The following is a 22,105-nucleotide window of genomic DNA, read 5'->3' on the forward strand; positions in this document are numbered from 1 at the left end:
TACCCCCGCCCGCGCCGGGAACGCACCTGGTGCCCGGGGTGCGTCACCGCCGGTCCGGGGCGGTCCGGAGCGGTCGTACCCGGTCGTACCCGATCAGCTGCCGGTGCCGGTGCGGCCCCAGTCGGGACCGGTCGCGGCCCACGCGCGGTCGAGGTCCGCGTACCGCAGCAGGACGAGCCGGCGGACCACGAGCCGTCGGACGGTCTCCACCAGGAGACCGGTGAGGAGCGCGGCCATGAGCCCCGCGGTGACCGCGTGCGCGCGGGCGGTGTCCGCGCGCATCGGCGGCGCCACCGGACGCCCGCCCCGGTCCGTCCACAGGGGAAAGGCGTCGCCGGGGGCCGAGTGCCGCCGGACCGTCGTCACCGTTCCCGTACGGGACGACCCGTCCGGGGCGGTCCAGCGGGCCACCACGGAGCGGCGCAACCGCTCCTCCCCGCCGGACTCGGTGGTCCGGGGTCCGCTCGCGGGCACGTCGGCGGGCCGCACCACCCGGGCCGTCGTCGGCGTCCGCTGTTCCTGCTGCGCACGGACCGCCCGCCGGAGCGACTCGTGGGCGGACGTGCCGGCGTTCCAGCCGGCCAGGGGCACCGCGACGCAGAGCAGTACGGCGGCGGTGAGGGCGACCCACGCCTCGACGAGGTCCGTGGTCCGGCGCAGCGGATTGCGGCGCCAGCGCCGGAGTCCCAGGGCTGCGCGCACGTCCGGACCCCCTCGTCGTTCGCGGCTTCTCCAACGAGTGTGCCCCGGGGGTGCGTTCCCCGCCCGTCGGGACGGCGAAGTGTGACGCGCGCCCCGCCCGCGGGGGCGTGTCAGTCCAGGATCTTGACGGCGTCGCCGACCCGGACCGTGCCGGTGTGCTCGGGGACGAGGTTCTGGCCGAAGACGATCCGGCCGTCGCTCTTGCGGTGCAGGGCGAGGGTCCGCAGCGGCTCCTTGCCGCGCGCGGCGGTGGACTGGTCCGTCGTGGTGACGACGCAGCGTCCGCAGGACCGGGCGACCCGGAAGGTGACCTCTCCGACGGCGATCCGGGTCCAGCCGTCCTCCGCCCAGGGCTCGGTCCCCCCGACGACCAGGTTCGGCCGGAACCGGTCCATCGGCAGGGGGCCCTCGTCGGCCCGGTCGCCCCGGGCGATCAGGGAGTTGAGGGCGTCGAGCGAGGCGGTGGTGGTGACGAGCAGCGGATAGCCGTCCGCGAAGCTCACGGTCTCGCCGGGCAGCGCGTACGCGGGGTCCACCGGGCGCCGGTGCTCCGGCGCGTCCATGTGGACGAGCCGGAAGTCGCCCTCCAGGAAGGCCGAGAGCCACGCGGCCGCGCCGGGACCGGCCGGGACCGCCTCCACGGGCTTGTCGAACACCTCCACGGTGACGGTGGCCGAGGGATGCGGCACCTCGACCGCCAGCTGCGGGTGTCCGGGCGCGGACAGGACGACCCCGCCGCCGGGCAGCGGCTCGGCCGAGGCCAGCGCCATCCGGGGGTGACGGCGTTGGGTCACGACCTTGCCCGCCGCGTCGACGACGGTCCAGCGACGGTCCCCGGCCAGCCCCCAGGGCTGCACTTCGGCCTCCGGGCGGGTCAGCGCGCGCATGGCCTTCACCGGGTGGACGTGGACGGAGCGGAGCACGGGAGAGGACATGGAGTCATCCTGCCAGCCGCTCCGGTCCCGCCCTGCGGGCGGTGGGCCCTTTCGGGCCCTCCCGCGACGGGAGCCCGCCGGGTCGGCCGACGGCGGGGCTGCCGGATCCGGTCAGTAACTCCCGCCCTGGTACGGGCGGTTGTACGGGTCCGCGTAGGGGGCGGAGGCCGGGACCGGAGCGGGCCGGGGCGCCGCCGGACGCATCGCCTCGTAGCCGGCGGCCGCCGGACGGGGCTGCTGCTGCGGGTACGCGCCGCCCGGGTAGCCGCGCGGGCCCGACGACTGCTGCGGGATGTACGGGGCCGGGGCCTGCTGCAGGGGGACGGGGGCCATCTGCGGCGAGGGCTGCGGGTAGCCGTAACCGCCGTTGTAGGCGGGGGCGGGCTGCGGGGCGGGCGCCGCCGGGAGGGCGGGCAGCGCCGAGGGGAGCGCCGGCAGGTAGGAGCCGCTTCCACTGGCGGGGAAGCCACTGCCGGTGTCGTAGGCGGCGGGCACTCGGATCGGGGCGATCTGAGGCGTGCCCCGCTCCGCGACCAGGGAGTCGTAGATCGGGGTGTCCGGGAAGGACGGCGCGGTGTGGTAACCGCCTCCATGGATGGAGCGGGGGGAGGTCATGGCCATAAGTTAAGCCCACGATGTGCCGCTTGGGGAGACCGATTAGAAGGTTGTTTGACGGGCTTCGCGAAGCGGTGGATCCCCAACCCGAGCGAACGCGACAAAAGGGGACGTCGCTGTGTCTCAAGATCGCGTAAAAGCCGAGTTCGGAGGGGGTTACCGGTCGGTCGGGGGTGTCGTGGCGCCGACCGGTGCCCCCGGCGTGAGGAACGCATAAAGAAAAGGTGCCGGGAGGGGACGGCGGAAGTGATCATGGGCATGATTGGTCGCTCTTCATTCGCGCCCTTGATTGACCGTCAAGTCGACGCCCCGGAGGTGACGCGTACGCGCCGAATTGACGACGCTACTCCGCGTAATTGAAAGCGCTACTACCCGTATCGAAAATGCCTTTTCAGCGAAGACGCCGGACGGGGATGTCGGGTGAGAGCGCGTCGGGGGAGGGCGTCGCGCGAAGGCGCCGGACGCGGGCGCGTGTTCACCGCTCCGGGGCCGCCTCCGGGCGCGCGTACGTCCGCCCCTTCCACGCCGCGCCCCGGCCCCGGTGGTGCCGCACCGCCGAGTCCACCGTCATCAGGAGATAGAGGAAAGCGGTGAACGGCAGCAGCGGGGCGAGCCACAGCGGCTGCCGGTAGTAACGGAGCATCGGGACGTACGACCCCGCCATCACCGCCCAGGCCGCGCCTCCCGCCCAGGCCGCCGGCCCGTCCCCGCCCGCCGCGCCCGCCACCAGGGCCACCGGCGGCACCAGATAGACGACCACGAGCCCCGCGACCGTCCCCGCGAGCAGCAGCGGGTTGTGCCGGAGCTGCGCGTACGCGCTCCGCGCGACCATCCGCCACAGCTCGCCGAGCCCCGGATACGGGCGGACGCTGTCGACCCGCTCCGCGAGGCCCAGCCAGATCCGCCCGCCGGCCCGCCGCACCGCCCGCGCCAGCGACACGTCGTCGATCACCGCCTGCCGGATCGCCTCCGGCACCCCGGCCGCCACCGCCGTCCCCGTCCGCAGCAGCACGCAGCCGCCCGCCGCCGCCGTCGCCCGGGGCCGCGCCCGGTTGATCCAACGGAAGGGGTAGAGCTGCGCGAAGAAGTAGACGAACGCCGGCACGACCAGGCGCTCCCACACGCTCTCGGCCCGCAACCGGGCCATCTGCGACACCAGGTCCAGATCGTTCCCCACCGCCGCCGACACGAGGAGGCGCAGACTGTCCGGACGGTGGGCGATGTCCGCGTCCGTCAGGAGCAGGAACTCCGGTCCACGCGCGCGTGCCAGCGCCATGCCGTGCCGCAGCGCCCACAGCTTGCCCGTCCACCCCGCGTCCGGCTCGCCCGGCGACACCACGGTCAGCGGCAGCCCGCCGCACCGGGCGGCCAGCTCCACGGCGAGGCTCCCCGTGCCGTCCGTACTCCCGTCGTCGACGAGGATCACCTCCGCGACCCCCGGATAGTCCTGCGCGAGCAGCGACGGCAGGCTCAGCGGCAGCACCCCGGCCTCGTCCCGCGCGGGCACGACGATCACCACGCGCGGCCGTGCGACCGGCTCCCCGCACGCGTGCCCGCCGTCGCGCGGGGCCGGAAGACGCTGGTCCGTGCGCCAGAAGAAGCCCTGGCCGAGCAGCAGCCAGGCCCAGGCGGCCAGGGAGGCGAACGCGAACCAGGCAAGGGTGCTCATTCGCGGCAGTCTGCCCCAGAACGCGGGGGATCCAGGGCTCATCGGCTAGGGTGACCGGGTGAAGATCGCGCTCATGGACTCCGGAATCGGCCTCCTCCCGGCGGCGGCCGCGGTGCGCCGGCTCCGGCCGGACGCGGATCTCCTCCTCTCCAACGACCCCGACGGAATGCCGTGGGGCCCGCGCACCCCCGAGGACCTCACCGGGCGCGCCCTCGACGTCGCGCTCGCCGCCGCCGAGCACCGCCCGAGGGCGCTGATCGTGGCCTGCAACACCGCCACCGTGCACGCCCTGCCCACCCTGCGCGCCGCCCTCGAACCGGACGTCCCCGTCATCGGCACCGTGCCCGCGATCAAGCCCGCCGCCGCCGGGGGCGGCAAGATCGCCATCTGGGCCACTCCGGCCACCACGGGCAGCGCCTACCAGCGCGGGCTCATCCGCGACTTCGCCGGGGGCGCCGAGGTCACCGAGGTGCCCTGCCCGGGGCTCGCGGACGCCGTGGAGCACGCGGACCAGGAGGCCGTGGACCGGGCCGTCGCCGCCGCGGCCGCCCTCACCCCGGCCGACGTCCGCGCCGTCGTCCTCGGCTGCACCCACTACGAGCTGGTCCAGGAGCGCATCCTCGCCGCCCTGGGGGAACGCCGCCGGCCGGGCCTGCCGCCCCTCGTCTTCCACGGCTCCGCCGACGCCGTCGCCGCCCAGGCGCTGCGCCGGATCGGCGCGGAGCCCGCACCCGACGCCGACCCCACCGGCACCCTCTCCGTCCTCCTCAGCGGACGCCCCGGACGGCTTTCCGCCGCCGCCCTCGCCTACGCCGAGGGCCGAGGTCTCACGGAGACCGCACCCGCTCACTGAGCGTGACCGAAGGGCTTCTCTCCGACGCGCCGCCCCGGACCGGTCTGGGTATTCTTTCCGTTATGAGGGAATATTCCCGGGACCTCCCTGCCGACGAGCGGACCCCCGCCGTCTGGACCGGCCGCGCCACCAACCGCTTCCAGTGGCTGGCCGCCGTGGCCGGCGTCGCCTGCGTGGCCCTGGGCGTCGCCCTCGCCGTCCAGTTGCAGTGGACCTCGGGCGTCGCGGCCCTCCTCATGGCGGTGATCGGCTGCGTCACGGTCGGCATGCTCGTCCTCTTCGGCACCCTCGCCTTCGTCCACGTGGCCGTGGAGGTCGACGACCTGGCCATGGAGGTCCGCTGCGGCCACATCGGCCTGCCGCGCCGCCGCATCCAGCTCTCCCACGTCGTCGGCGCCGACTTCGCCCCGAGCGTCACCCCGCGCCACTGGGGCGGCTGGGGCTACCGCTGGCGCCCCGAGAAGGGCACGGCCGTGATCGTCCGGCGGGGCGAGGGCCTGGTCCTGCGCCTGGACGACGGGCACACCTTCACGGTCACCGTCGACGGCGCCGAGTCCGCCGTCCGCGTCATCCGCGACCGCCTGCGCCACCTGACCCCGCCGGGTCCGCCCGCGGCGACGGGGGCGTGACGGACCGGTCCGCGGACCCCGGGCCCGTACGCCGTGTCCAGCCGCGTCCGGGCCGGTCAGGGCGGTTCGCGTCGGGTCGCACCGGACGCCCGGAGGACGGGGACGACCCGTAGACTCCGCAAGGTGAGCGCCACCATCACCCCCGTCGACGCGTCCGAAACCGACACCGCATCCGCGCCGGCCCGCCGGCTGCGGCGGTTCGCACGGCCCGCGGCGGCCCTGCTGTCCGGGTTCGTGCTCTACCTGAGCTTCCCGCCGCGTCCCCTGTGGTGGCTCGCGCCGCCCGCCTTCGCCCTGCTCGGCTGGGCCCTGCGGGGCCGCCGGCTCCGCGCCGGCTTCGGCCTCGGGTACCTGGCCGGCCTCGGCTTCCTGCTCCCGCTCCTCGTGTGGACCGGCGAGGAGGTCGGCCCCGGCCCGTGGCTCGCGCTCGCCGCCGTCGAGGCGCTCTTCGTGGCCGCCGCGGGCCTCGGCGTCGCGGCCGTCTCCCGGCTCCCGGGATGGCCCTTCTTCGCCGCCGGGGTGTGGATCCTCGCGGAGGGGGCACGCGCGCGCGTGCCCTTCGGCGGCTTCCCCTGGGGCAAGGTCGCCTTCGGCCAGGCCGACGGCGTCTTCCTGCCGCTCGCCGCCGTCGGCGGCACCCCGCTGCTCGGCTTCGCCGTCGCCCTCTGCGGCTTCGGCCTGTACGAGGCGGCCCGGCTGATCCGCGCCCGTCGCGCCCACCAGGGCCTCCGCGGCACCGGCGCCGCGTCGGACACCGGTACCGCTGCGGAGACTGGTGCCGCTCCGGACACCCGTACCGCCCCGGGCACCGACGGCACCACTTCGCCCGCCACCGGCTCCACCCCGCCCCGCGCCGGCTCCGTCCCGCGCGGTCCGCTCGTCGCCGCCGCGCTCGCCGTGCTCCTCCCGGTCACCGGCGCGCTCGCCGCGCTGCCGCTCGTCGACGACTCCGCCGAGGACGGCACCGCCACCGTCGCCGCGGTCCAGGGCAACGTCCCCCGCCTCGGCCTCGACTTCAACTCCCAGCGACGGGCCGTCCTCGACAACCACGCCGCCCGCACCCGTGAGCTCGCCCGGGCCGTCGAGGAGAAGCGCGAGCCGCGGCCCGACTTCGTCCTGTGGCCGGAGAACTCCTCGGACATCGACCCGTACGCGAACGCCGACGCCGCCGACGTCATCGACGAGGCCGTCCGCGCGATCGGCGCGCCCACCGTGATCGGCGCGGTCGTCGCCCCCGAGACCGGCAAGCTCCGCAACACCCTCATCCAGTGGGAGCCCGGACGCGGCCCGGTCGCCACGTACGACAAGCGGCACGTCCAGCCCTTCGGCGAGTACATCCCGATGCGCCCCCTCGTCCGCCTCTTCAACAGCAACGTGGACCGGGTGAGCCGCGACTTCGGCCCCGGCACGAAGGTCGGCGTCTTCGACCTCGCGGGGACGAAGGTCGGCCTGGCCACCTGCTACGAGGCGGCCTTCGACTGGGCCGTGCGCGACACCGTCACCCACGGCGCGCAGCTCATCACCGTCCCCAGCAACAACGCCACCTTCGGCCGCAGCGAGATGACCTACCAGCAGCTCGCGATGTCCCGGGTGCGCGCCGTCGAGCACAGCAGGGCGGTGGTGGTGCCCGTCACCAGCGGGGTGAGCGCGGTCATCCGCCCCGACGGCGAGGTCGTCGCGCAGACGAGGATGTTCACCCCGGACGTCCTGGTCGAGAAGGTGCCGCTGCGCTCCTCGCAGACCCCCGCGACCCGCATGGGCACCCTCCCCGAGGCCCTCCTCGCGGCGCTCGCGGCCGTCGGCCTCGGCTGGTCGGCCCTCCGCTCCGTACGGGCCCGCCGCACGCGGGCGGAGTGAACCGGGGCGACCGCGAGCCGGACGGCGGGGCCGGCCGGGGGCGACCGCACATGATCTAGGGTCGGTCCATGGCTACCCCTGACTTCATCCGGGACCTGCGCGAGACGGCCGGTCACCAGCTCCTCTTCCTGCCCGGGGTGAGCGCCGTCGTGTTCGACGACCGGGGCCGGGTGCTGCTCGGACGGCGCTCCGACAACGGGTGCTGGGCGATCATCGGCGGCATCGTCGAGCCGGGCGAGCAGCCCGCCGACTGCGCGGTGCGCGAGGTGTACGAGGAGACCGCCGTGCGCTGCGAGGTCGAGCGGATCGTGCTCGTCGAGACCCTCCGCGAGCCCGTCGTCTACCCCAACGGCGACCAGTGCCAGTTCATGGACGTGACCTTCCGCTGCCGGGCGGTCGGCGGGGAGGCCCGGGTCAACGACGACGAGTCGACCGAGGTCGGCTGGTTCGAGGTGGACGACCTGCCGGAGATGAAGCGCTTCTCCCATATGCGGATCGAGAAGGCGCTCGCCGACGAACCCACATGGTTCCGCACCACAGCAACCCACTGAACTGTGGGTCCGACGCACATCGGTGGGGAAGGGGGCCCTTCATAGGGTGCGGAGCATGAGCGCTCCCGTCACCGCCCCCGGTACCGTCCCCGCCGCACCCCTGCCCCGCGCGGCCGGGCTCGCCCTCGACCTCACCGGCCGCACCGCGCTCGTCACCGGCGCGGCCGGCGGCATCGGACGCGCCTGCGCGCTGCGGCTCGCCGCCGCCGGGGCCAGGGTCAGAGCGGTCGACCGGGTCGCCGAGGGCCTGGAGGTCCTGGCCGGGGAGGTCTCCGCGCTTCCCGGGGAGCTGGAACCGAGGCTGCTCGACCTGACCGACCTGGACGCCGCGGAGACGGCCGCCGCCGGCGCCGACATCCTCGTCAACAACGCCGGGCTCCAGCTCGTGCGGCCCATCGAGGAGTTCCCGCCGGACGTCTTCCACACCGTCCTCACCGTGATGCTGGAGGCGCCGTTCCGGCTCATCCGGGGCGCCCTCCCGCACATGTACGGCCGGGGCTGGGGCCGGATCGTGAACATCTCCTCCGTCCACGGGCTGCGCGCCTCCGCCTTCAAGTCCGCCTATGTGGCCGCCAAACACGGTCTGGAGGGCCTCTCCAAGACCGCCGCCCTCGAAGGCGCCCCGCACGGGGTCACCTCCAACTGCGTCAACCCCGGCTACGTCCGCACCCCGCTGGTCGAACGCCAGATCGCCGACCAGGCCGCCGCCCACGGCATCCCGCCGGAGCGGGTCCTCGCGGACGTCCTGCTCAAGGACGCGGCCCTCAAGCGGCTCATCGAACCGGAGGAGGTCGCCGAGGCCGTCCTCTACCTCTGCGCCCCCCAGGCCTCGTTCATCACCGGCACCTCCCTCACCCTCGACGGCGGCTGGACCGCCCACTGAGGGACGCGCCCTCGAGGTGCCCCTGGGAAGGTCGTCCACAGGGGTGGTGCGACCACACGTACGGCAGGTATCCCTGTGTCCATGTCCCACGAACACGTCTCCTACCTGGAACTCCTCGCACGGGGAGCCGCGACGGAGGCCTACGACCGACCGGTGCTGCTCGCCCGTGCGAGCGGCGCGGGCCCCGAGGCGCTGGCCGAGCTGGAAGAGGCCAAGCAGCTCGCCCTGCGGGTCCGGGCCGAGCTGGAGGGACGGCGGCGGCGCGAGGCGGAGCTGTCCGCGCTCTTCGCCACCGCCCACGACCTCGCGGGACTCCGCGACCTCGACGCGGTCCTGCGCGCCATCGTCCAGCGCGCCCGCTCGCTCCTCGGCACCGAGGTCGCCTACCTCAGCCTCAACGACCCGGCCGCGGGCGACACCTACATGCGGGTCACCGAGGGCTCCGTCTCCGCCCGCTTCCAGCAGCTCCGGCTCGGCATGGGCGAGGGACTCGGCGGCCTCGTCGCCCAGACCGCCCGCCCCTACGTCACCGACGACTACTTCGACGACGCGCGCTTCCAGCACACCCGCACCATCGACACGGCCGTACGGGACGAGGGCCTCGTCGCCATCCTCGGCGTGCCGCTCAGCCTCGGCAGCCAGGTCATCGGAGTGCTGTTCGCGGCCGACCGCAGGGCCAGGGTCTTCGAACGCGAGCAGGTCGCGCTGCTCGGCTCCTTCGCCGCGCACGCCGCCGTCGCCATCGACACGGCCAACCTCCTCGCCGAGACCCGCTCGGCCCTCGCGGAGCTGGAACGGGCCAACGACATCATCCGCGAGCACAGCGGCGTCATCGAGCGGGCCTCCGAGGTCCACGACCGCCTCTCCGAACTGGTCCTGCACGGCGGCGGCGTCCACGACGTGGCCCGCGCCGTCTCCGAAGTCCTCGGCGGCACCGTCGAGTTCACCGAGACGGGCGCGGGCTCCGCGCGCCGCGCGGGCGGCCACGCGGCCCGCGAGGGCGACGACTGGGTCGCCGCGGTCTCCGCCGGCGGCGAGACCCTGGGCACCCTCGTCCTGCACGGCCGGCCCGACCTCGACCCCGTCGACCAGCGCACCCTGGAGCGCGCCGCCCTGGTCACCTCCCTGCTGCTGCTCGCCCGCCGCTCGGCGGGCGAGGCCGAGCAGCGGGTACGGGGCGAACTCCTCGACGACCTCCTCGACGCCCCCGACCGGGACCGCCGCCTGCTGCGCGAGCGCGCCGCCCGGCTGCGCACCGACAGCGAGGCCCCGCACGTCGTCCTCGCCGCCCGCATCGACCGGGCCGCCGACGGCGCCGCCGACACCGACGCGGGCCGCCGCGAGAGCGCCGACCGGCAGCGCCTCTGGTCGGCCGCCTCCCACCTGGCCGCCACCCGCCACGGACTGGCCTCCGCGCGCGACGGCGGTACGGTCCTGCTGCTGCCGCTCGGGCCCGGCGAGAGCGCCGCCGAACTCGCCCGGCAGACCGCGAGGAACCTCGGCGGCACCCTGCGCGAGCAGGTCACCGTCGGCGCCTCCGCCCCCGTACGGGCGCCCCTGGACCACCCGGACCGGGTGGCCGTCGCGTACGAGGAGGCCCGCCGCTGCCTCGACGCGCTGCGGCTCCTGCACCGCTCGGGTCAGGGCGCGGCCGCCGAGGACCTCGGCTTCCTCGGCCTGCTGCTCGCCGAGAGGCGGGACATCGGCGGCTTCGTCGACCGCACCGTCGGCCAGGTCGTCGCCTACGACCGGCGGCGCGGCACGGAGCTGATCCGCACCCTGGACGCGTACTTCGCGAACGGCATGAGTCCCGCCCGTACCAAGGACGAACTCCACGTCCACGTCAACACGGTGGCCCAGCGCCTGGAACGGATCGGCCGGCTCCTCGGTCCCGACTGGCAGTCCCCTTCGCGCGCCCTGGAGATCCAGCTGGCGCTGCGGCTGCACGCCCTCTCGGACGCGGTCGGGGGCGAGTGAGGCGGGAAAGGCCCCGGGCCCCGCTCGCGATGAGCGGGGCCCGGGGCCTTTCCCACGTCCCGTGCGTCAGGCGTCGGCGCGGACCCGGGAGTCCTCGGGGGTCCGCTCGGCGACGTCGCCGAGGTCGCTGTCGCGGGTCTCGCGGGCGCAGACGATCGCGACGACGGTGAGCAGCGCGGCGGCGATCACGTAGAGGGAGATCGGGGTCGAGCTGCCGTGGTCGGCGAGCAGCGCGGTCGCGATGAGCGGGGCGGGCGCGCCGGCGGCGACGGAGGAGAACTGGGCGCCGATGGAGGCGCCGGAGTAGCGCATCCGGGTCGCGAACATCTCGGAGAAGAAGGCCGCCTGCGGCGCGTACATCGCCCCGTGCAGGACCAGGCCGACGGTGACGGCGAGCAGCAGGCTGCCGAAGGTGCTCCGGTCGATGAGCGAGAAGAAGGGGAACATCCAGGCCCCGACGCCGATCGCGCCGATCAGGTACACCGGCCGGCGCCCGATCCGGTCGGACAGCGCGCCCCAGAGCGGGATCACGGCGAAGTGGACGGCGGACCCGATGAGGACGGCGTTCAGGGCGGTCTGCTTGGAGAGGCCGACCTGGGTGGTCGCGTACACCAGGATGAACGCGGTGATCACGTAGTACGAGATGTTCTCCGCCATGCGGGCGCCCATCGCGACGAGCACGTCCCGCCAGTGGTGCCGCAGCACCGCCACGAGCGGCATCTTCTCGACCTGCCCGGCGACCGCCTTGCGCTCCTCGGCGGCGGCGAGGGCGGCCTTGAAGACGGGCGACTCGTCGACGGAGAGCCGGATCCACAGGCCGACGACCACGAGGACGCCGGAGAGCAGGAACGGGATGCGCCAGCCCCAGGAGGCGAAGGCGGCGTCCGAGAGCAGCGCGGTCAGCGCGGACAGCACGCCGGTGGCCAGCAACTGCCCGGCCGGGGCGCCGGTCTGCGGCCACGAGGCCCAGAAGCCGCGCCGCTTCGCGTCCCCGTGCTCGGACACCAGCAGGACGGCCCCGCCCCACTCCCCGCCGAGCGCGAAGCCCTGCACGAGCCGCAGTACGGTCAGCAGCACGGGGGCCGCGGACCCGACGGTCGCGTGCGTCGGCAGCAGCCCGATGGCGAACGTCGCCCCGCCCATCAGGAGCAGGCTGAGCACCAGCAGCTTCTTCCGCCCGAGCCGGTCGCCGTAGTGCCCGAACACCAGCGCCCCGAGCGGCCGCGCGGCGAACCCGACCGCGTACGTCAGGAAGGACAGCAGGGTCCCGACCAGTGGATCGGACTCGGGAAAGAACAGCTTGTTGAACACGAGCGCCGCGGCGGACCCGTACAGGAAGAAGTCGTACCACTCGATGGTGGTGCCGATGAGGCTGGCGGCGACGATCCGCTTGAGGGATCCGGGTGGGGTCGGGGAGGGCGTTGCGGCGGCCATGTGCACCACTTCCAGGCAAGGGCGGGGACGTTTCGGTGTCGCCACACCGTAGGAAGCGGCAGGTCAGGGGCGTATGTGGTGGGACACCATAGTTCGGGTCGGACGAGTGCGCTCGGCCGCCATGACGGACCCTCGCGGGCTTTCCGGAGGGCCCGGAAGGATTGTGGGAGCGGCTGTCTCTGTTGCTCTGATCCGGGGTGATTTGGCGGTGCGGTGCTGACTCCCGTGCTGGTTTCGTGCTGACTGGAAGCCCACGTCAGCACCCCTCTTCACCCCTCCCGTGCTGACTTGGTGCTGACTACGGAACGTAGAACCACCGCATGGGCGACGGATCAGGCGCAGTGGCAGTTGCAGAGCGTCGTCTTCGAGGTGTCGTTCACGGCCCTCAGGCTGCGCGGCGCCTGGGCACCGGCCGTCGGAAAGTCCAGCGCGTCACCAACGGCCTCGTGGCGCCCGGACTGGCCGAGCTCGCGGTGAACCCGGACCACCGATCCTCGCCCTTGCTGACGCCGACGTCCGCCAACAGGGACGCGTCGGCCCGCGTGACCGCACGGGCCGCGGAACGGCACCACTCCCTCTTCGCGGCCCTCCCCGACTACGAGATCCGCGCCGCGTGCGCCTCTATCGCCTCCTGGCGACCCTGGACGAGCAGGGGGGCGACGGGTCACTGGTAAACAGCCTTGCCGAACCACAGTCGAGCCGAATGGAGGCGGCGTTCTTCTGCCGGTACTGCATTCCACAAGTTGTAAGAGCTGTCCAGGGGCGTTCTGCTGGTCCATTCGAAATGTATGAAGCCATGTCAGATCGTTGTGGTTCAGCTGCGTCGACATCGTTGGTGATACGCGTGTGGAGGATACGACGGGGGTAGCTGCACCAAAAGGTGCTCGAACCCCTGGACGGCCAGGGACTGTACCTTTGAACCGTCCGGGGCGATCCCGGCGAGCATGCCGTGGGTCCCGGAGCTGAGGAGTCGAGCGACGGGTTCGTCCTCTCCAACGCGCAGGACGACGAGTATCCAGATGAGGACACCGTCCCGGTCCGTGAGGCGTTCCGGCTCGTGAAGCACACCGTGGGCACGGGAGCCTGGCCGATGGACGCACGCCGGGCGGTCGATCGCCGAGCGGCTGTCGCCGCGCCCGGGCCCTGTGGTGGGTGATCGCAGCATGGTGGCCGGCACAGTTCCGACCTTCGCTTCTCTGGTCCTTTTGTCCGGTGTCGCTCACGCTCGGGATCTCGACTGCCGGGACTTCCGGTTCCAGGAAGACGCCCAGACGGAGTTCAACCGGGACCCGAGTGATCCGAACCGGCTGGATGAGGACCGGGGTCCCGGCGACGGCATCGCCTGCGAAGCCCTGCCCCGGCGCGGCAGCACGGGCGTACCGCTGGTAAGTCCGAGTGCCGCCGCACTGCGGCAGATGAGTCCGGGCGCGAGTGCTCTTCAGCCGGCTCCCCTCACGCCGACCCGCGGTACCAGGGCCGGAATCGGCGTGGCTTCCGGCCCCGGCGACTTCGGCAGGAGTGCGGGCCCCGCCCTGGTCGTTGGAGCCGCTGCCGTAGGTGTCTGCCTCGCGGGACGACGCCTGCGCCGCGTATCAAGGTAGACGTGACCGGAGGGCCGCGACGCCCCATCCCCCTGTCCTGCAGGTGATCGCTGTGGCGGCGTCCCGCGAAGTCGGCGTAGGCCCGCCCGACACGGTGGACGGGGCCCATCGCCAAGGGCGACCCAGGAATCCTGCGGCGACGGGCGGGCGTCGCCTGTTCAGGTACCGACGGCGGTGACACCGAACATCAGGGTCCGGCGGCTGACGTCGTAGTGCACGGTCGGAGTGCTGCGCAGGAGGTCCTGGAGCACGTCGGCGTCGTCGGCGTCGACGGTCAGCACCTCCTCCCAGGCACCCTCGTCCAGGACGAGCTGCAGGGTGAGGGTGCCCCGGGCCGCGGGCTCACCGGCGACCCAGCTGAACTGGTAGTGGCTGAGCTGGCGCACCTTGATGCTGTCGTCCGTGACCGGCTGCGCCACCTTGGTCGTAGAAGCTCTGGGCATGAGATCTCTCCTCGTGTAGGGGATGCGGGTTCGGGTAGCCGACGGCTGGAGTGCGGGACAGGGATGTCCCTGTGGCCACGGGCTTCGGACCCAGACTCGGGGTGACCGGAGCCACCCGCCAGGCGAGGCGCCCACTTGGCCGAGTCCCGTGCCACAGATCCGCTTACGCACAGCGCCGGCCCCGTTCCTGACCCTTCCTCGGGCAGCGCAACGCCGGCGCTCCGGGCCGCCACCGTCACCGGGGTGAGGAAGGACATCGGGGCGTCCAGCGGTCCAAATGGCCCAGTTCGGCATGCGGGTGGAAGCGAGCACTGCTGGAGTCTGTCGTGTCCTTGTCCTCCACTTCCCGGAGAAAGATCATGCTGTCCTTCCGCAAGACCTTCGTCGCCGTTGCCCTGACCGCTACTGCGGTGATGGCCGGTCCCGGTATCGCCTCGGCCAACGACCACTCCGAGCGGGGAGAGGAGCCGACGTACTACGGGCAGTGCAACGACTTCACCACGCAGATCGGCGCGGTGAACGTCAACCAGGGCCCGGTCTGCATCGACTTCGGCCCCCTCTACGAAGAGGACGAGAACAAGGACGGCGGCAGCGGCGACATGAACTTCAACTGCAACGCCGCCGTGACCCAGGTCGGCCTGGTCAACGTCAACCAGGGCCCGGTCTGCATCGACTTCTGAGCCGCACGCCGAGGAACGGGCCGCTCCCGCACCGCGTTCGCGGCGCGTCCGTCTCGGCGCGTCCCGAGGACGGCCGGGAAGAGCTCGTATACGGCCGGCAAAGCCCGGCATTCACCTGCTCGGGCCGCTGCGGCCCGTCCCGGCACCAGTGCGGTGTGAAGGCGGGTGGGAAGGGACGGCCGCCCGGGGAGACCCGGCCGGCCGTCCTTTCGCTGTGCCGTATGCGCCCGTGGTCCGTGGTGTCAGGCCAGGATGTCGCTGGGGTCGTCGATCAGAGCGAGGCGGGCGGCGACGCGTTTGCCGACCGCCTCATGCCGTACCTCGAAGCTCCGGGCCACGGTCATGACGATCTCCAGGCCGTGCCGGCCGACCCGGCCGGCATCCGCGGCCCGGGCCACCGGCAGCACCGGGGCGGCGTCCCACACAGCGATCTCCACCGTGTCACCGGTGACGGAAAGGTCCAGCAGGGCTGGGCCGGGCGCGTACTTGCGGGTGTTGGTGACCAGCTCACTGACCACCAGCTGGGTGAGGTCGACGGCACGCTGGGAGACGAGCAGGCCGTGCTCGACCTGGACCCGGGTGAGGAAACCGGTGGCCAGGCGCCGGCAACATCCACGTCGTGTCCCTGACCGGAGAGATCGACCACACGACCGGCGACACCCTGCGCCAGGCCCTGGCCGCCCCTGACATCTCGCCCGCGGGTCGTGGCCGACATGCGGCAGGTCACCTTCATGGACTCCAGCGGCATCGACTGCCACGAAACCCTCAGCCAAGCTCTTGAGAGTTGATGCTTCCCGTATATATCCGCTACGGCCGCGCCCCGGTGCCGTCGGGGACGCGGCCGTAGCCCCGGCTGCAGAGCAGAGGCTCGTCACCGTTCACCACCGGCAGTCCTCCCGGCAGTGAAGCTGCACGTTGGCGACTGTCCGCTTCTGGGACGGCCGCAGTACACGCCGCCTTCTCGCCCTGCCGCTCAAGAGAGCCGGGCAGGGCGGACTGCACCGGCTTCGGGTCCACCAACGGTGGGCAAGGGGGTCCCGGTCATCGCAGGAACCCCGTGCTCTTTTCTCTCGGGCGTCAGCATGCCGACCGGGCCCGCGCTGCGAAGGCAGTGCCTTACCCACGCTGCACCGGCACCCGCAGCGGGCGGGCGTTCCTCGCCGTCGTTCTGGCCCGTCTGGCGCTTCGGAAGATCCATGCCGTGCAGCTGATGACCGCCGCGGGCGTCACCCAGAAGCGGCAGAGCCGCACAGCAAGCCTGGTCGATGCCCTTGACCCGTCGAGGCTCCTTCGTGAACTCGTACGGCGCCGAGAGCGGGGTTTCACGGCATGAAGGGGTTCACGGAGCGGGCCCGTTCCCACATGCCCGCCACCTGCTGGTCGGCACGCTGCTGCTCGCCGTGCAGGGCGTTGAGCACCACCAGGCAGCCGGTGAGTGACGGTACCGCCCACTGCGCCCAGGCCAGTTGCCGGCGGGCCTTGTCGAGGTCGACGGGGTGCTCGGCCGCCTCCTCGGAGTCCTGCGGGTCGGACGAGGCGGCCAGTTCGACCTTCTTGCCCAGGACACGGGCGTAAGCGGTGGCGGCCAGGGCCGCGGCGGTGACGACCGTCTTGGCCGTCGTGGAGGCGGCCACTCCCTGCTGGGTGGCCACGCGGTGGGCGTTCACGGCCAGCAGCCCGCCGCCGCCGAACAGGTGCGCGCCGATGGCGGCGGCATTGACCGGCGTCCACCTCGCCCAGCCCGCGGAAGCGATCCGGTCGGTGGCCGTCTCCGTGCCGCCCTCGTCCCGGGCCGCGCCGTTGAGGCCGACCGCGCCCATCAACGAGCCGCCGAACCAGACGGCCAGACCCACGTCGTGCAGACTGCGGATGAGCGTGTTGCGTTCGGACATGACAGTGCTCCTCGGAAGAACGGGGCTGGCGTGGCAGCAGAGGGATCAAGTACCTCTCCACCCTTGCCGAGCCCGGTGGTCGCCGCCATCGCGGTTGATCCGAACGAGGAGGGGGCGGCTTCGGAGGAAGCAGCCCCGGATTGGTCGTGCGGTCTGGTCCACAGGCATGCATGTACCGATCAGGGGTGACCGGGAATTGTGCTGTGGACGCATCCTGATCTCGTTGAGGAGGTGTGCCACGCACTGGGCCGGGCCGGTTTTCTGCTCGTACACGCCGCGGACGACTGCTCTCCGGGGCTTCGGGTGGGGGAGGTCGAGGCCGGGGCGGTGGTGAGCTGGAATGTCTCCGGCGGGTTCGCCGCGCCGGCGGGTGAACAGCGCGCGGATAGCCGACGGGACAAGGACGCCTCTGGTGACAGTATGCGGACGATCGTCCGGGCGGCCGTGTCCGGATTGCTGATCCAGCTCGGGTACACCGTTGCGGAGAGGCCCGGTGACGGCGAACTGCTCGTACTGAGCGGAGGCGCCCGGCTCGAGGCGGCCGGCTCCCGATCTGTCGCGTCGGACCGGGTACGGGTTGGGGGCGGCCGGTTCCACCTGAGAGGGGTGGCCAGTGGTTCGCCGCCGGTGTCCATGCTGGAGCGCGGGCCGGAGTGGTCCCGTTCCGGGGGCAGAGCGATGTCGAAGACCTGCCGGCCGGCGGAAAAGGGGCCGACGTCTGGTCGGGGAGGCGGGAAAGAACTCGATCGACCGGTAGCAGATCAGGTCGCAGGTCCGGCGTTCGGCGCGATCGACCGTTGAGATGCGGGAGGAACTGATCCCTTTGCCCATGATGCTGGAACAGGTGCGGTCGGCCTCGTGGGAGACCACCACTTGCGCCTCTTTCCGCGAGGTGGGCTGTGTGATCCGCGCCGTGCATCTGCTGCGCCAGTTCACCGACGCGCCGCTTCGGTGGAGGGTGGCCGCAGCGATGAACGAGGCCGAGTCGTTCGACCGGTTCTCCCAGCGGGTTGGTTCGGCAGAGGCGGGGCCATCGCCGACGATCCCATCGGGCAGGGGAAGAGAATGGAACTCCACGTGTTGTTCACGGACATGGTGAATGACTGTTTCATTGCCCGGAGGTCTTCTGAAGAGGGCCGGGGAGCCGTTGGACGGCGGTAAGACGGCGAGGGAAAGGCAATCGACGATGGAGCAGGGACGGAAGAGGCGAGTACGGGCGGGCCTGGGCGTTTTTGTCGTGATGGTTGTGGCGGCGGGGCTGGTGTGGTTCAAACCCTGGGCCCTGTGGGTTGACAAGACCGTCGATGAGGCGCTGCCTTCCGCGAGTGCGCCCGCTACAGCGTCGGCGACGTCGCCGGTGGCGGGCGCGAACCCGTCTTTCCCGGTGCCTGTCGCACCGGCTGGTCCGACCACGGTCGCGCAGGGCTTTTTCATCGGCCATGAACACGCGACCACCGGCATGGTGAAGATCGTCCGCCTCGCCGACGGCTCTCACACTCTGCGTCTTGAAGGACTCGACACGAGCAACGGTCCCGATCTGCGCGTCTGGTTGAGCGACGCGCCGGTCGAGGAGGGCAGGGCCGGCTGGGGCGTATTCGACGACGGCGAGTACGTCGACCTCGCCAAGCTCAAGGGCAACAAGGGCGACCAGAACTACCCGCTCCCCACGAACATCGACTGGTCGAAGTATCCGAGCGTCAGCATCTGGTGCGACCGGTTCGACGTCTCCTTCGGGGCCGCTGCTCTCGCCCGCACCTGATCGACCCCGCCACGTCCACCCGGTCACAGGTCGTCACAGCGATCAACCGGGTGACCACCGCCTTGATGAGAATTTTCGGAGCTTTTCCAACGACGTCGCGTCCACGGCTCACAGCTACCCCTCCCGGAGACCGCGTGGTCAAGGGTCCGGGTCTCTTCCGGGACGGGGGCTTCGTGTGGTCTCCCGTTTGGAGCCGGGCGCTTGGTCAGGGCCGCCGCGGCGGTGGCATCCAGGAGGGTGCCGAACTCCTCCGGATTGCCGGTTCTTCTCTCTCACCGGGATCACCGGACCGTGCTCGCCGTCGTTCGCCGCTGCCGGGCCTGGTCACCCTGTCGATGCCGACCGTGTCAGCCGGTGGGTCGCAGGCGGGCGAAGACGACGAGGTTCTCGGTGTAGTCCTTCGCCGTACGGTCGTAGGCGCCCGCGCAGGTGATCAGGCGTACGAGGGCTTCGGGGGTGTCGTCGTAGACGCGCCGGTCGGGAAAGTCGTTCTTGTGGAAGCTTTCCACGGAGTCGACGAGGAAGACCGCGGTGGTGCCGTCGGCGCGTGCGACGTCGAAGGTGTCTCCGGCACCGAGTTCGCCGAGACGGGCGAAGACGGCCGGGGCGGTGGCGGTGTCGAGGTGGCCGGCGATCAAAGCGGTGCCCTGTTCCCCGGGAGAGGTGCCCGAGGCGTGCCAGCCGACCAGGTTGGTGTCATCGGCCGGAGGTGCCTCCAGAGCCCCGGACGGTCCGATCTGCAGGTCGGTGAACGGCGCGTCCACGCCGATCTCGGGAATCCTCAGGCGTACGGGAGCCGACCGCGGCATGGCGGGACCCGCCGTTGGAGCGCTGCTCGGCGAAGCCCGGCGTGAGGTGTCCCGGGCGGGCGGTACGGCGGGCTGGGGTGCGGCCGCCGGAGCGTGTTCAGCTGCGGAAGAAGCCGCAGGACCGAATGGCACGGTCGCGTCGTGCGGGAACATGCGCGGGCCGAAAACGGCCAGGAGCACGACCAGCACCAGCGTCCAGAACACCGTGGGCACGACCCACCGAACGGCACGCCGGGACCCTCTCACTGCGGCGGGATCCGGCCGGGTCTTCACCAGGGGCACCTTTCGAGCGCTCGGAAAACGGAGTCGGGAGGCGAATCAAGATCGAACGAGGCCGGACGCGGGAGCCCCGGTGAGGGGGCCGCCTCCCGCGTCCGGCCGGGTTTCACGCGGTGGTGCCTGCGGCCTTCTTGCGGCGGTAGAGGACGAACGCGGCCACGCCACCGGCCAGCACCACAGCGCCGGTCACGTTCGTGCCACTGCCCGCGAGGCCGCCGCCGCCGGTGTGCATGCCGCCCTTGGGCTTGTCGTGCTCCTTGCCCCAGTCCTTCTCGTGGTCCTTCGTCTCCGGCTTGGACTCATGCTCCGGCTTGGACTCGGTCTCCGGCTTGGACCAGTCGTCGGCGTTCACCATCGTGAGCGCGCCACCACCGGTGTGCATGCCGCCCTGGGGCTTGCCGTGATCCTTCTCGTGCTTCTCGCCCTTGTCATGCTCCTTGGACCACTCGTCGCCGTTCGTCGCGGTGAGAGCACCGCCACCGGTGTGCACACCGCCGCGGGGCTTGCCGTGATCCTTCTTGTCGTGCTCGTCCTTGGACCAGTCGTCGCTGAGAAGAGACAGGGCGCCGGAGCCGGTGTGCATGCCGCCGTGCGGCTTGTCGTGGTCGCGCTCCTGGCTGTGGGCGGAGTCGTCCTTGGACCAGTCGTCGCCGGTGGCGAGCGCGTACGCGCCGGGCGTGGTGACGGCCAGGGCGGCAGCGGTGGCGGTGGCGGCGAAGAGAATGCGGGCAGAGCGCATCGATGGCTTCCTTCCGTACGCTGCGTCGGCCGACCTGCTGTCAGCTCTTCACACGCAGCGACACGGCCCACCGTCAGCCGCTGCCTGAGTCCGTGCCACTTGGACTGGTGCATCCGGGAGCACCGTGCGGTGCTGTAGAGCCGAAAGGGTGTCAGTAACGCGTTCCTGGGACAGCAACGTGCCACCTCGCCACGACGGTGACGGGCATCTTGACCTCCCTGACGTGGGTGATTCTTCAGGTGCCGTGAGAACACCGCCCTTCACCGCACCGGCGCGATGCCAGGGACTTTCGGAACATTTTGCTGCGCCGGTGCAGGCGATGGTTTCTGAAGGCAGCAGAGCAGTGAGGCCGGCAGCACTCCCTGCCAGCCCAGGAGCCGTGTCTCGAGCCTTCCCGGTTCGCGGCGTATCTCGAGACCGGGCACCGAGGTCCTGCGCCAGCCGTCGTCGGACATCCGGGTAAGGGGTGGGCCGGTGGCGGGCCGTTCCGGCCCGCCGCCGGCGTCTGCACCGGTCAGTGCTGGTTGAGCGGGAGGGCGATGTCGACGACCTGGCGGTCGGCGGGGAAGGAGCCGACGAGGTCGGCGCGGCCGTTGAGGACGTTGATCTGGTAGAAGCGCTGCTTTCCGCCGGTGTTCAGGGCCGCGAAGCCGTGGTTGGTCCCGTCGGAGGGCTTGTAGTAGATGTCGAACCCGGCCGAGGGGCCGGTGTTGACGCCGAGGTTGCCGGTCGGTGCGAGGGTGCCGGCGTTGGCCGGTGACTGCAGGGAGACGCGGTCGTTGGTGGTGTCGATGTCGAACAGCGTGGTCGCGGTCGCCGCGTCGAGGTCGTTGTTGGTGTACGCGGCTGCGGTGACGCCCAGGGCCGTCGACGGGGGCGTGGTGGGGTTGGTGAGGGTGCCGTCGACGGTGGTGGTCCTGGGGGCGGCCGGGTCGTCGATGTTGTGGCGCAGGTTCTGGCCGGTGTCGCTGATCACGCGCAGGCGGTTGGCGGCCGGGTTGAAGTCGACTCCGAAGTACCGGCCCTGGAGGGTGGCGGTCAGCTGGGAGACCTTCACCGCCGCGGCCTTGTCGCTGAGGGTGTAGACACCGCCCTTGTCGCCGACGCCGTACAGCTTGCCGTTCTGGACGCGGAAGTCGATGCCCACCAGCCTGCCGTCGCCCTTGAGGCCGGTGACCTTGCCCAGGGACCAGGCGTCGGCCGGGTCGCGGACGTCGAAGCCGACCAGGCGCTGGTCGGAGGTCAGGCCCACACCGATCAGACCGTGGTGCGCGGCCCGGTCCCGCGGCGCGAACGGGTCACCGCCACCGGCCTTCGCCGACGCCAGTACGGGAGAGAGCAGGGAAGCGGCCACCGCGGCGGCGACGACAGCGGTCGCGGCGAGTCGAGTGCGCACGAGAGAACTCCGATCGACGAGCGGCCCGCACTCTCGATGGTGCGGGTCCACGGATCTTTCGGCACCCCCATGCGCCGAGGATCGGTATCGCGGCCCACAAACCCCCGGACAGCCCGCAAAAGTCCTACCGCCACGCCCCTGCGCAGAGCAATCACCGCCGCTCGTGCACCTGTTCCGAATGGGTGTTGTCGTCCTGCCGAGCAATCCATCTCTGCACCGGCCACGAATGCACGATGTCGACGGTCCGGGAATCGGGGAAACCGTCGGCGACCTGTCACCGTGGCCCCCGCCGCCGGTGACGCCTTCACCGCTTCCGTATCCCATGAGCGGGGATACGAGAGGCGGTCCGTCGTACGAGCTGCTCTCCCCTGACGGAGCCTGCTCCTGCGACGCCGCCCAGGT

General features: G+C 72.1%; 22 protein-coding genes. 10 read left to right on the plus strand and 12 right to left on the minus strand.

Features of this window, described 5'->3' with window-relative positions:
- Positions 1-93: 93 nt before the first annotated feature.
- From ACFY7E_RS25205 to ACFY7E_RS25220, 4 genes are all read right to left on the minus strand, one after another.
- Positions 94-702, minus strand: a complete 609-nt coding sequence (locus tag ACFY7E_RS25205) for a hypothetical protein (protein WP_389488428.1) — start codon at positions 700-702, stop codon at positions 94-96.
- Positions 703-812: 110 nt separating this feature from the next.
- Positions 813-1,637, minus strand: coding sequence for an MOSC domain-containing protein (locus tag ACFY7E_RS25210; protein WP_389488430.1), 825 nt, complete (start codon positions 1,635-1,637; stop codon positions 813-815).
- 111 nt (positions 1,638-1,748) lie between these two features.
- Positions 1,749-2,252 carry a DUF6643 family protein gene (locus tag ACFY7E_RS25215; RefSeq protein WP_389488432.1) on the minus strand — a complete coding sequence of 168 codons (504 nt, stop codon included), beginning with the start codon at positions 2,250-2,252 and terminating at the stop codon, positions 1,749-1,751.
- A 475-nt stretch (positions 2,253-2,727) separates the two neighbouring features.
- Positions 2,728-3,921, minus strand: a complete 1,194-nt coding sequence (locus ACFY7E_RS25220; RefSeq protein ID WP_389488435.1) for a glycosyltransferase — start codon at positions 3,919-3,921, stop codon at positions 2,728-2,730.
- A gap of 58 nt (positions 3,922-3,979) precedes the next feature.
- On the opposite strand from ACFY7E_RS25220, the gene ACFY7E_RS25225 reads away from it, so the two are divergent.
- From ACFY7E_RS25225 to ACFY7E_RS25250, 6 genes are all read left to right on the plus strand, one after another.
- Positions 3,980-4,774, plus strand: a complete 795-nt coding sequence (locus ACFY7E_RS25225) for a glutamate racemase (protein WP_389488438.1) — start codon at positions 3,980-3,982, stop codon at positions 4,772-4,774.
- A gap of 62 nt (positions 4,775-4,836) precedes the next feature.
- Positions 4,837-5,403, plus strand: a complete 567-nt coding sequence (locus tag ACFY7E_RS25230) for a hypothetical protein (RefSeq protein ID WP_389488440.1) — start codon at positions 4,837-4,839, stop codon at positions 5,401-5,403.
- A 123-nt stretch (positions 5,404-5,526) separates the two neighbouring features.
- Positions 5,527-7,260, plus strand: a complete 1,734-nt coding sequence (gene lnt, locus ACFY7E_RS25235) for an apolipoprotein N-acyltransferase (RefSeq protein ID WP_389488442.1) — start codon at positions 5,527-5,529, stop codon at positions 7,258-7,260.
- Between the two features lie 68 nt (positions 7,261-7,328).
- Positions 7,329-7,811, plus strand: a complete 483-nt coding sequence (locus ACFY7E_RS25240) for an NUDIX domain-containing protein (protein ID WP_389488444.1) — start codon at positions 7,329-7,331, stop codon at positions 7,809-7,811.
- Between the two features lie 55 nt (positions 7,812-7,866).
- Complete coding sequence (locus ACFY7E_RS25245) at positions 7,867-8,694, plus strand: 3-hydroxybutyrate dehydrogenase (protein WP_389488447.1); 828 nt, start codon at positions 7,867-7,869, stop codon at positions 8,692-8,694.
- An 81-nt stretch (positions 8,695-8,775) separates the two neighbouring features.
- Complete coding sequence (locus ACFY7E_RS25250) at positions 8,776-10,671, plus strand: helix-turn-helix domain-containing protein (RefSeq protein ID WP_389488449.1); 1,896 nt, start codon at positions 8,776-8,778, stop codon at positions 10,669-10,671.
- A gap of 66 nt (positions 10,672-10,737) precedes the next feature.
- On the opposite strand, the gene ACFY7E_RS25255 is transcribed toward ACFY7E_RS25250, so the two are convergent.
- The 3 genes from ACFY7E_RS25255 to ACFY7E_RS25265 all read right to left on the minus strand — a co-directional run bounded on the left by ACFY7E_RS25255 (position 10,738) and on the right by ACFY7E_RS25265 (position 14,149).
- Positions 10,738-12,105, minus strand: coding sequence for an MFS transporter (locus ACFY7E_RS25255; RefSeq protein ID WP_389488452.1), 1,368 nt, complete (start codon positions 12,103-12,105; stop codon positions 10,738-10,740).
- Between the two features lie 332 nt (positions 12,106-12,437).
- Complete coding sequence (locus ACFY7E_RS25260; protein ID WP_389488454.1) at positions 12,438-12,593, minus strand: hypothetical protein; 156 nt, start codon at positions 12,591-12,593, stop codon at positions 12,438-12,440.
- A gap of 1,271 nt (positions 12,594-13,864) precedes the next feature.
- Positions 13,865-14,149: a hypothetical protein gene (locus tag ACFY7E_RS25265; RefSeq protein ID WP_389488456.1), complete on the minus strand. Its 285-nt coding sequence runs from the start codon at positions 14,147-14,149 to the stop codon at positions 13,865-13,867.
- A gap of 359 nt (positions 14,150-14,508) precedes the next feature.
- On the opposite strand from ACFY7E_RS25265, the gene ACFY7E_RS25270 reads away from it, so the two are divergent.
- Positions 14,509-14,829 (plus strand): hypothetical protein, encoded by a 321-nt coding sequence (locus ACFY7E_RS25270; RefSeq protein ID WP_389488458.1) that lies wholly within the window; start codon positions 14,509-14,511, stop codon positions 14,827-14,829.
- Positions 14,830-15,071: 242 nt separating this feature from the next.
- Here ACFY7E_RS25270 and ACFY7E_RS25275 read toward each other — a convergent pair whose 3' ends face one another.
- Both ACFY7E_RS25275 and ACFY7E_RS25280 read right to left on the minus strand, forming a co-directional pair.
- Positions 15,072-15,428, minus strand: coding sequence for an ATP-binding protein (locus tag ACFY7E_RS25275; protein WP_389488524.1), 357 nt, complete (start codon positions 15,426-15,428; stop codon positions 15,072-15,074).
- Positions 15,429-16,151: 723 nt separating this feature from the next.
- Positions 16,152-16,721: a hypothetical protein gene (locus ACFY7E_RS25280; protein ID WP_389488460.1), complete on the minus strand. Its 570-nt coding sequence runs from the start codon at positions 16,719-16,721 to the stop codon at positions 16,152-16,154.
- Positions 16,722-16,919: 198 nt separating this feature from the next.
- Here ACFY7E_RS25280 and ACFY7E_RS25285 point away from each other — a divergent pair, with 198 nt between their 5' ends.
- The 3 genes from ACFY7E_RS25285 to ACFY7E_RS25295 all read left to right on the plus strand — a co-directional run bounded on the left by ACFY7E_RS25285 (position 16,920) and on the right by ACFY7E_RS25295 (position 18,480).
- Entirely contained in the window at positions 16,920-17,522 is a 603-nt protein-coding gene (locus ACFY7E_RS25285) for a hypothetical protein (RefSeq protein ID WP_389488462.1), read from the plus strand.
- A 1-nt stretch (position 17,523) separates the two neighbouring features.
- On the plus strand, positions 17,524-17,820 hold the full coding sequence (locus ACFY7E_RS25290) for a Tn3 family transposase (RefSeq protein ID WP_389488464.1): 297 nt from the start codon (positions 17,524-17,526) through the stop codon (positions 17,818-17,820).
- 87 nt (positions 17,821-17,907) lie between these two features.
- Positions 17,908-18,480 carry a DM13 domain-containing protein gene (locus ACFY7E_RS25295; protein WP_389488466.1) on the plus strand — a complete coding sequence of 191 codons (573 nt, stop codon included), beginning with the start codon at positions 17,908-17,910 and terminating at the stop codon, positions 18,478-18,480.
- Positions 18,481-18,827: 347 nt separating this feature from the next.
- Here ACFY7E_RS25295 and ACFY7E_RS25300 read toward each other — a convergent pair whose 3' ends face one another.
- The 3 genes from ACFY7E_RS25300 to ACFY7E_RS25310 all read right to left on the minus strand — a co-directional run bounded on the left by ACFY7E_RS25300 (position 18,828) and on the right by ACFY7E_RS25310 (position 21,703).
- On the minus strand, positions 18,828-19,442 hold the full coding sequence (locus ACFY7E_RS25300) for a class F sortase (RefSeq protein WP_389488526.1): 615 nt from the start codon (positions 19,440-19,442) through the stop codon (positions 18,828-18,830).
- A gap of 232 nt (positions 19,443-19,674) precedes the next feature.
- On the minus strand, positions 19,675-20,307 hold the full coding sequence (locus tag ACFY7E_RS25305) for a hypothetical protein (RefSeq protein WP_389488469.1): 633 nt from the start codon (positions 20,305-20,307) through the stop codon (positions 19,675-19,677).
- Between the two features lie 514 nt (positions 20,308-20,821).
- A complete protein-coding gene (locus ACFY7E_RS25310; protein WP_389488471.1) occupies positions 20,822-21,703 on the minus strand; it encodes a DUF4394 domain-containing protein in 882 nt (293 codons plus the stop codon).
- Positions 21,704-22,105: the final 402 nt, after the last annotated feature.

It is taken from the genome of Streptomyces sp. NPDC012825 (genome assembly GCF_042900925.1).
Classification (GTDB): domain Bacteria; phylum Actinomycetota; class Actinomycetes; order Streptomycetales; family Streptomycetaceae; genus Streptomyces.